7 protein-coding genes are annotated in these 8,475 nt (G+C 45.0%); 5 read left to right on the top strand and 2 right to left on the bottom strand.

Annotated elements, in window-relative coordinates; all coding sequences use genetic code 11:
• Positions 1 to 647 (top strand): glucose-6-phosphate isomerase (locus HKN88_04180; protein NNC97251.1); only part of this gene is annotated, 647 nt, incomplete at its 5' end.
• A 10-nt stretch (positions 648 to 657) separates the two neighbouring features.
• Here HKN88_04180 and HKN88_04175 read toward each other — a convergent pair.
• Positions 658 to 1,656 (bottom strand): LacI family DNA-binding transcriptional regulator, encoded by a 999-nt coding sequence (locus HKN88_04175; protein ID NNC97250.1) that lies wholly within the window; start codon positions 1,654 to 1,656, stop codon positions 658 to 660.
• A gap of 281 nt (positions 1,657 to 1,937) precedes the next feature.
• Here HKN88_04175 and HKN88_04170 point away from each other — a divergent pair, with 281 nt between their 5' ends.
• From HKN88_04170 to HKN88_04155, 4 genes are all read left to right on the top strand, one after another.
• The gene (locus HKN88_04170; protein ID NNC97249.1) at positions 1,938 to 4,235 is read left to right on the top strand and encodes a TonB-dependent receptor; all 2,298 of its coding nucleotides are present in this window, start codon (positions 1,938 to 1,940) and stop codon (positions 4,233 to 4,235) included.
• Positions 4,236 to 4,321: 86 nt separating this feature from the next.
• Positions 4,322 to 5,197 (top strand): ROK family protein, encoded by an 876-nt coding sequence (locus tag HKN88_04165; protein NNC97248.1) that lies wholly within the window; start codon positions 4,322 to 4,324, stop codon positions 5,195 to 5,197.
• A gap of 7 nt (positions 5,198 to 5,204) precedes the next feature.
• Positions 5,205 to 6,710, top strand: coding sequence for a sucrose phosphorylase (locus tag HKN88_04160; GenBank protein NNC97247.1), 1,506 nt, complete (start codon positions 5,205 to 5,207; stop codon positions 6,708 to 6,710).
• Entirely contained in the window at positions 6,679 to 7,905 is a 1,227-nt protein-coding gene (locus tag HKN88_04155; protein ID NNC97246.1) for an MFS transporter, read from the top strand. The genes HKN88_04160 and HKN88_04155 overlap by 32 nt, the downstream gene beginning before the upstream one ends.
• A 16-nt stretch (positions 7,906 to 7,921) precedes the next feature.
• On the opposite strand, the gene HKN88_04150 is transcribed toward HKN88_04155, so the two are convergent.
• On the bottom strand, positions 7,922 to 8,475 hold a 554-nt coding region (locus HKN88_04150; protein ID NNC97245.1), incomplete at its 5' end, for a MurR/RpiR family transcriptional regulator.

The following is an 8,475-nucleotide window of genomic DNA, read 5'->3' as shown; positions in this document are numbered from 1 at the left end:
ACTTTCTGGAAGCCCCGGACGCACAGAATATTGCCACTGTGCTCGGATTGCTTGCGGTCTGGAATACAAGCTTTTTAGGCATTGGTACCAAACTGGTTCTGCCCTACGACAGTCGCCTCAAACAACTTCCCGAGTATCTGGCTCAGTTGAATATGGAAAGCCTGGGTAAACACACCACACTGGATCTCAAACAGGTCGCACAAAAAACCGGATCAATGCTGTGGGGGGCGATCGGTTCCAATGCCCAGCATTCCTTTTACCAATTGATGCATCAGGGCACCGAGAATTTTTATTGCGACTTCATTGTGTGCGAACGGGCACCGGATTATTCCAGACACGGAGAAGCGACCCAACAAGCCTTCGAGACGCAATACAAGTATTCACAAGCCAATTGCATGGCGCAGGCCGACTTATTGGCCTTTGGGCAAGACAGTGATGATCTGAATAAACGCTATCCGGGGAATCACCCTTCAGTGACGATCACTTTAGAGACCTTATCTCCATTTTCGCTCGGGCAACTCATCGCCTTGTATGAACATAAGACCTATGTGGCCTCGGTTATTCTGAACATCAATGCTTTTGATCAGTACGGGGTGGAGCAGGGCAAAGTGATGGCGGAAGAGTATTATCAGAAGTATTTTGAGTAATTGAGCTGGTTCAGGTTTTTGCACCACTAGACTGGCGCACGATCAATTCACTGGTAATAAAGGTGTCAGGAACTGTCTCGCCGTTGATGATGCTGAGTACACTTTCTACCAATACCCGGCCGGCCCAACGAATATTCTGGCGCACGGTGGTCAGAGGCGGGTTGCTGTAGGCAGCTAGCCCAATATCATCATATCCAACGATGGCTACATCTTCCGGTACTTTGAGGCCGTGTTCATTAAGCGTGGTAATCGCACTCAGTGCCATGACATCACTGCAACAAACGGCGGCGTCAAATTTCGCATTGCTCGCGAGTAATTCACTAATTGTTTCCCTGGCGTGTTGCATTTCAAAGGGCACATTGATCTGTAAGCGATCATCCTGTTTGATCTTGTGCTCCTGTAAAGCCATTTTGTAGCCCTCATAGCGTTGTGCAATTTCGGGTGAATTTACGTTGCCGAAAAATGCGATTTTCTTGCGCCCGTTTTCGAGCAAATGTGAGGTGGACAGATAGGCGCCGCGTTTATTGTCGCCACCGACCAAACAATATTGCTTGTCAGGCATACTAGCGCCCCAGACTACGATAGGTGTTTTTGCTTGGGCAATTTTATTCAGTTTAGCGTGTTGCAATCCTTGCCCGATAAAGATCACACCATCGGACTGGACAAATAGACGACTGTTTTGCAGTTTCGAAATATCAGGGATTGGAGCATGCGCCAGCAAGAGATCATAGTCATGCTCCGACAGGCAGTCGGCAATCCCTCCAAGCATCTCCAAAAAGAAAGGATCCGACATATGTTGATCGGATTGTATTTCCAGCATAAAAACAACAGCAATGACATTGTGTTTTTGTAAACGAAAATTACGCGCAGCCGTATTTACGGTGTAATTGTATTTCTCGGCCAAAGCACGAATCTTGGCCTTGGTTTTTTCATTGACCAGAGGGCTGTCGCTCAAGGCACGTGAAACAGTGGCCCTTGACACGCCGGCAAGATCAGCGAGCTCTTGCATTTGGGTAATGGAGTTTTTCTTTGGGCTCATATTCGTGTCAAGTAGAAGAGATTGAGTGTGGGTAATCTGCGCAAATTCAATTATTAACAAGTGTTACATAAAATTCATAAAATTCAGTATTATCAGTAAGTTAGCTTATTTTGCAATCGATTGCAAGGCAAACTTTTGCAATCGATTGCAAATATGGCTATGGTGCCTGTAGAAAATCTAATCGAAATTCGCAAAAAACGTACTTTAACTAAATAATCTACAACTACTACAAATGATGAGGGTCAATTGATATGTCAACCGCTTTAACAACAATATACCGTAAAACGGCAATCGCCACTGCGATTGCCTTTGCGCTCACAACGATCCCAAATACCTATGCAGAAGATGAAGAGTCTGCAGTCGAAGAAGTAATCGTTACCGGTGTTGCACGACCTACAACTAAACTGGAGTCGTCAATGTCAGTCTCTGCATTGTCGGCAGAAGAAGTGACCGACTTTGCTCCCCGCTCTACCGCTGAAGTGTTCCGAAACATTCCTGGTATTCAGGCTGAGTCTTCGTCCGGTGATGCAAATTCAAACATTAAAGTTCGTGGTGTTCCAATCAGCGCGGGCGGTTCACGTTATTTATCAATGCAGGAAGACGGTTTTCCAATGCTTTTGGTAGGGGACGCCGCATTTGCAACAGCAGACAGTTTTTTGCGCTTTGATACAACTGTGGCCAGTGTGCAATCCATTCGTGGTGGCTCGGCTTCAACTCAAGCCGCTAACTCGCCCGGCGGTATCGTCAACTTTATTTCTAAAACCGGTGCACAAAACAGTGGTTCGGTTGGTTTAACCGTTGGACTGGATTATGCATCCAACCGGGTTGACTTTGAATATGGCACAGAAGTAGGTGACGGCTATGATTATCACATTGGTGGTTTCTATCGTGTTGGTGAAGGCCCCCGCGAAGCTGTGACCAATCTTGAAAATGGCGGCCAGATCAAGGCAAACCTGGGTAAAGACTTTGATGATGGCTCAATACGCTTTTTTGCTAAAGTTCAACACGACAAGGTTCCTACCTACTTGCCAATCCCTGCGCGATACGATGGTGGAAAGAATTTTTCTGAAGTTGGCGTTGGATTTGCTGACGGTACTCTACACCTGGACGAAACCGATTATTTGAATCGTGTTGAAGAGGGTGTTGAGGCTATTAACCTGGAAGACGGCTTTGAATCTAGAGTGGCGTCATTTGCAATTGTAGGTGATTATGATTTCAGTGATATGTTGAGCGGAAAGTTCAAACATCGCACAGCATCGATCGATGGTAATTTTTCCGGACCTTTCCCGGCTGAAGTTTACGATAACGCTGCCGGAAACCCTTCAGCACGTATACACTACTTTAATACCCGTCTCGACTCACTGGATAATCAATTTACCGACGTGAGTTTAACCGCCTCATTCCCGACGGTGGATGTAACAGCAGGTGTTGCCTCAAACTCACAGGATCTGAATACAACCTGGGGTTGGAATACCTATTTCCGTGAACTGGACGGGGCCCGCACTGCATTTGATCAAGATGGATCGGTTGGCGGTGTTTTATACGGCCATCCACTTTGGGGCAATTGTTGTCAACGCAATTACAACTTTGATATCGACGGAAACGCTCCATATTTATCCTTGAGTGGTGATGCCGGTGCAAACTTTAGTTGGGATGCCAGCATTCGCAGAGACAGCTATGATGTAGACGGTGCGTTTGCAGAAGCTGCGGTTCTGGCGCCACAAGATATTAATGGCGATGGATCAATTGGAACCAATGAGCAAGAAGTACCATCTATCGGTGACTCGCGTAGAGCAAACTACAAAGTGAATTTCAACTCCTGGTCAGTTGGCGGTAACTATGCCCTGAATGACAATATGGCTTTATTTGCCAATATATCGGAAGGTGGAAGTCTGTCATCACCAGATCGCGTAACCGGAAGCATTACGGCCGCAGGCACCATTCAAAATGATTCAGCTTACAGCTTAATAGATCAACAAGAGATCGGATTTAAGTATCGTGGCGATAACGCTTCTTTCTATGTGACTTACTTTAATGCCGAAACCAGTGAAGCACGTGAATTTGAAGTCACCACTCAATCCTTTAAAGAGAATACTTATGAAGCTTCAGGTTTCGAATTTGAAGGCGATTATGAATTGGCCAATGGTTTTGGCGTGAAAGGCAGTTTAACTTTGACTGATCCCGAGATCACCAAAACCGGTGATGGCTCTAATGTTGGTAATAAGCCGCGTCGTCAAGCAGATTACATCTACAACATTACGCCTTATTACCAGGCTGACCGCTGGAATGTGGGTTTGAATCTGGTTGGCACCGATGAGGTGTTCGTGCAAGACAACAATGATCTGAAGTTTGATGCCTACACCACGGCTAATCTGTACTTCAATTACGATTTGAATGAGCGTGTCTCATTTAGCGTCAATGCCAACAATCTGTTTGATGCTGAAGGCTTTACCGAAGGTGAAGAGGGTTCAGCAGCAGTGGGTGATTATGTGCGTATTCGTCCAATCAATGGCCGTACTATTTCAGGTACAGTCCGTTACAACTTCTGATAAGTGACCTGACAGGAAACCGGCCACCGCATTATGGTGTGCCGGTACCTGCATGAAGTGGGATTTAACTCATACTGGGTAAAAATATGTTTGCAGCGATTGAAGCAGGCGGTACCAAATTCAATGTTGCGCTTGCTGCAGACGTTAATAACATTTTAGTCCGACATACTATTCCCACAACGTCACCGCATGAAACGCTGAGCCAGGTGATTGAATTTATACATGCAAATGAGATAGATAAATCAATCAAAGCGTTAGGATTAGCAAGTTTTGGCCCAATTGATCTAGACAGAGCCTCATCTAGCTACGGCCATATTCTGGCAACACCTAAAACTGCCTGGAAAAATACCGACCTTCTGGGTATTTTGCAAAAAGAGTTTATGCTTCCTGTGGCAGTTGATACTGATGTTAATGCGGCAGCACTTGCAGAATTTGATGCACTTAAGGATAAAAAGTCATCAAGCCTGCTTTATGTCACGATTGGCACAGGAGTAGGTGTTGGTATCGTTTTAAATGGCGAGACCATTAAGACACCCATGCATCCAGAAGCAGGCCATATGTACATCCCGCAAAATGTCTTACTGGATAGTTTTTCTGGCTGTTGTCCGTTCCATGGTAATTGTCTGGAGGGTTTGGCATCCGGCACTGCAATGCAAAAGCGCTGGGGCGTCAAAGGTATTGAATTACCTGATGAGCATGAGGCATGGCAATTAGAAGCGGAATATCTTGCGCTGATGTGTGTGAACTTGTTTCGCATGTACGCGCCACAAAAAATTGTGCTTGGCGGGGGAGTTATGCAAAGATCGCATTTGTTACCAATGGTGCATACGAATTTTGAGAAATTAATGGGTGGCTATCATACCGTTCCACCCGAAGAGGTCAGCAAGCTTATTGTTGCTCCTGTGCATAATGATCCGGGTTTGCTGGGCGCCTTGATGCTTGCACAAAATGCTACTAATTAAGGAAGTCATGACTAAAACAGTTCAGTTAATTACCTATGTCGATCGGCTTGGAAAAAATTTTTCCGGACTGGGATCAATCTTGAATGAGGAATTGTCCGGCTTGTTTGGAGGCGTACACATACTGCCATTTTTTGATCCCATCGATGGTGCAGATGCAGGTTTTGATCCAGCTAACCATACCGCTGTCGATTCACGTTTGGGTGACTGGAATGATGTTCGGAACCTGAGTAAACAAACAGATTTGATGGCCGATCTCATCATTAATCATATCTCTAGTGATTCAGAGCAATTTCAGGACGTGCTCAAAAATGACGAGCATTCAAAGTACTGGGATCTGTTTCTGAAAAAAGAAGATGTTTTCCAAAATAATGGTACTCAAGAAGAGCTGGGTAAGATTCTACGTTTACATCCGAATGCACCATTCCTGCCCATCACATTAGATAATGGAAAAACTTATAATTTTTGGTCAACCTTCAGCGATAAACAATTGGATATTAATGTTGAAACCGAAATCGGGCAGAAATATCTGACAGGCATTCTGGACTCCTTTGCCGATGCTGGAATCAAATATGTACGGTTGGATGCGGTCGGTTTTGCTATAAAACGCCGCAGTACCTCATGTTTCATGTTGCCAGAGACATTTGAGTTTATCGAGTCTTTTAACAAACTTGCTGCGGCTCGCGGTATGCAGGTTTTGGTAGAGGTGCATTCTTATTATAAAACCCAGATCGAGATCGCCAAAAAAGTATCCTGGGTTTATGACTTCGCCTTACCCGGCCTGGTTTTGCATACACTATTTAGTGGCAACGCTGCAGCACTAAAAAAGTGGCTTGAGATCTCGCCGCGCAACTGTATAACAGTACTCGATACGCATGACGGCATCGGTGTTATTGACGCAGGTCCCGAAGAAGATAAACCCGGACTTTTGAGCGAGGATGATATCCAGTCCTTGATTGAGCAGGTGCACAGTAATACCAAAGGTCAGAGCAAAGCCGCCAGTGGCGAGGCTGCTGAAAATCTGGATGTTTCGCAGCTCAATACAACTTACTTTGATGCTCTGGGTCGGTCTGATCGACAGTATTTATTGGCCAGATGCATTCAGTTGTTTTGTCCCGGCATTCCACAGATCTATTATGTCGGGCTTCTGGCCGGGCATAATGATATGCAGCTACTCGAGAAAACCGGAAATGGGCGCGACATCAATCGTCAATACTTTTCCAGGGCCGACATACAACAATCCCTTGATAAGCCTGTGGTTGAATCACTTTTTGGATTGATCCGATTGCGCAATAGTGCCAGTGGGTTTAATGGTGAGTTTGAATTATTGGATTGCTCTGATCAGAGCTTGCAAATCAAATGGACCCATCAACAAAGTACTATAGAGCTAAAGCTTGACCTTGTTAATATGTCTGCTGCAATTGTGCAGAACGAGAATGGCATTGTCACCGAGTATTCGATTAACGATCAACTAGAGAGAGATCATGAACAAAGAGCAGATGCAAAGCAATCGTAAGATCGTCCGTTGGTTAACTTATATTATGTTCATGATGTTTGCCATGACTACCGATGCGGTGGGAGTGATCATTCCGGAGATCATTAAAGAATTCAGTCTGTCTTTAACTCAGGCGAGTGCATTTCATTACACGACTATGATCGCGATCGCATTAAGTGGTGTGTTGTTTGGATTTCTTGCAGATAAAATAGGTCGTAAACGTACAATTGTCATTGGACTTTTCCTGTTTGGTATCAGTTGTTTTTTATTTGCCGCAGGCAATAACTTTACTTTCTTTTTAGCCTTGTTGGCACTCTCCGGTGCAGCGATTGGAATATTCAAAACCGGCGCTTTGGCTTTGATCGGTGATATATCCACTTCCACATCCGAGCACACAGGCACGATGAATACGGTCGAAGGATTCTTTGCTGTTGGAGCAATCATTGGTCCTGCCATCGTGTCAGCATTGCTGGTTTACGGCTTGCACTGGAAGTATTTATACATGATCGCAGGAGCGATGTGCGTGGCATTGCTATTGTTTGCCTTGACGGTTAAATATCCTGAAACCAAAGCAGCAACCAGCGAGCATGCGGGATTGGCGCGTACGCTTAAAATGATGGCAAATCCCTATGCCCTCGGTTTTTCAATGGCTATCGCATTGTATGTCGCTACCGAAGTCGCCATCTATGTGTGGATGCCAACTTTCCTGCAAGACTATTCGGGTTCATTGCTATGGCTATCTACTTACGCACTCACCATATTTTTCGTGTTTAGGGCATTGGGGCGTTTCATGGGAGCTTGGATCCTGCAACGTTACAATTGGACCAGTGTGATGCTGGTGTTCAGTCTGGCTATATTCTTATGCTTTCTGGGTAGTATGATCTTTGGAACTACGGCAGCTGTTTTATTATTGCCATTATCCGGTTTGTTTATGTCTATGATCTATCCGACCATTAATTCCAAAGGCATCAGTTGTTTCGAAAAGTCTGAACACGGCACAGTAGCCGGAGTCATCTTGTTCTTTACGGCAGTTGCAGCCGCAGTCGGTCCATTGATCATGGGCTTTGTTGGTGATGTTTTTGGAAATGTGAAATTCGGGTTTTACGTAGCGACGGGTTTTGCTGGTTTACTATTTTTGGGGATGTTGTATAACTTCATTAAGAACCCTGCCGAAGCCATTCATGCGACTCAAGATAAAGCGGTTTATTCGGTATGATGGGTGCTTCTCACCGTTACCAATAGGCACTGACATCCGATAGCTGTTGCTTGGCGCTTTCCATAATTTTGATTGCGTCATCACCAGTTTTAGCTACCAGCAGGGTAATTAAGGCATGAGTAACAGCCAGGGCGCCAGTCAAGGACTGATAAAAAGAGGGTGACCTGTTGTTGGTGATTAATACATGAGTGGCTTGACGCGCGATGGGTGAACTTGATTTGTCGGTAATTGCGATAATCTTGGCGCCAGCTTTTGCTGCGTAGTCCACCGCATCAATGGTCATTTTGGTGTAAGGGTCAAATGAAATAACCAACATGCAGTCATTAGCTGAAATGCCACGTAACTGATCTGCAAACATACCAGCTGAGGTTTCCACCTGAATCGCATTGTTTCGAAAAAGCTGGTAAGCATAATGAAAAAAGAATGCGGGTGAATAAGAACCACGTAAGCCTAAAATATACACTCGTTCACTGGCATTCAGGGTTTCGGTTGAAGCGAGTAATTCCAAGAGTTTGTCATTAGCCAGACTGGATTGAATGTTTGCAATATCTTGTTCGCGAATTTGCTCAA

Source organism: Gammaproteobacteria bacterium, assembly GCA_013001575.1.
GTDB lineage: Bacteria > Pseudomonadota > Gammaproteobacteria > Steroidobacterales > JABDMI01 > JABDMI01.
The sequence above is the reverse complement of the archived record's forward strand: the minus strand, read 5'-3'. Positions and strand labels throughout refer to the sequence as shown.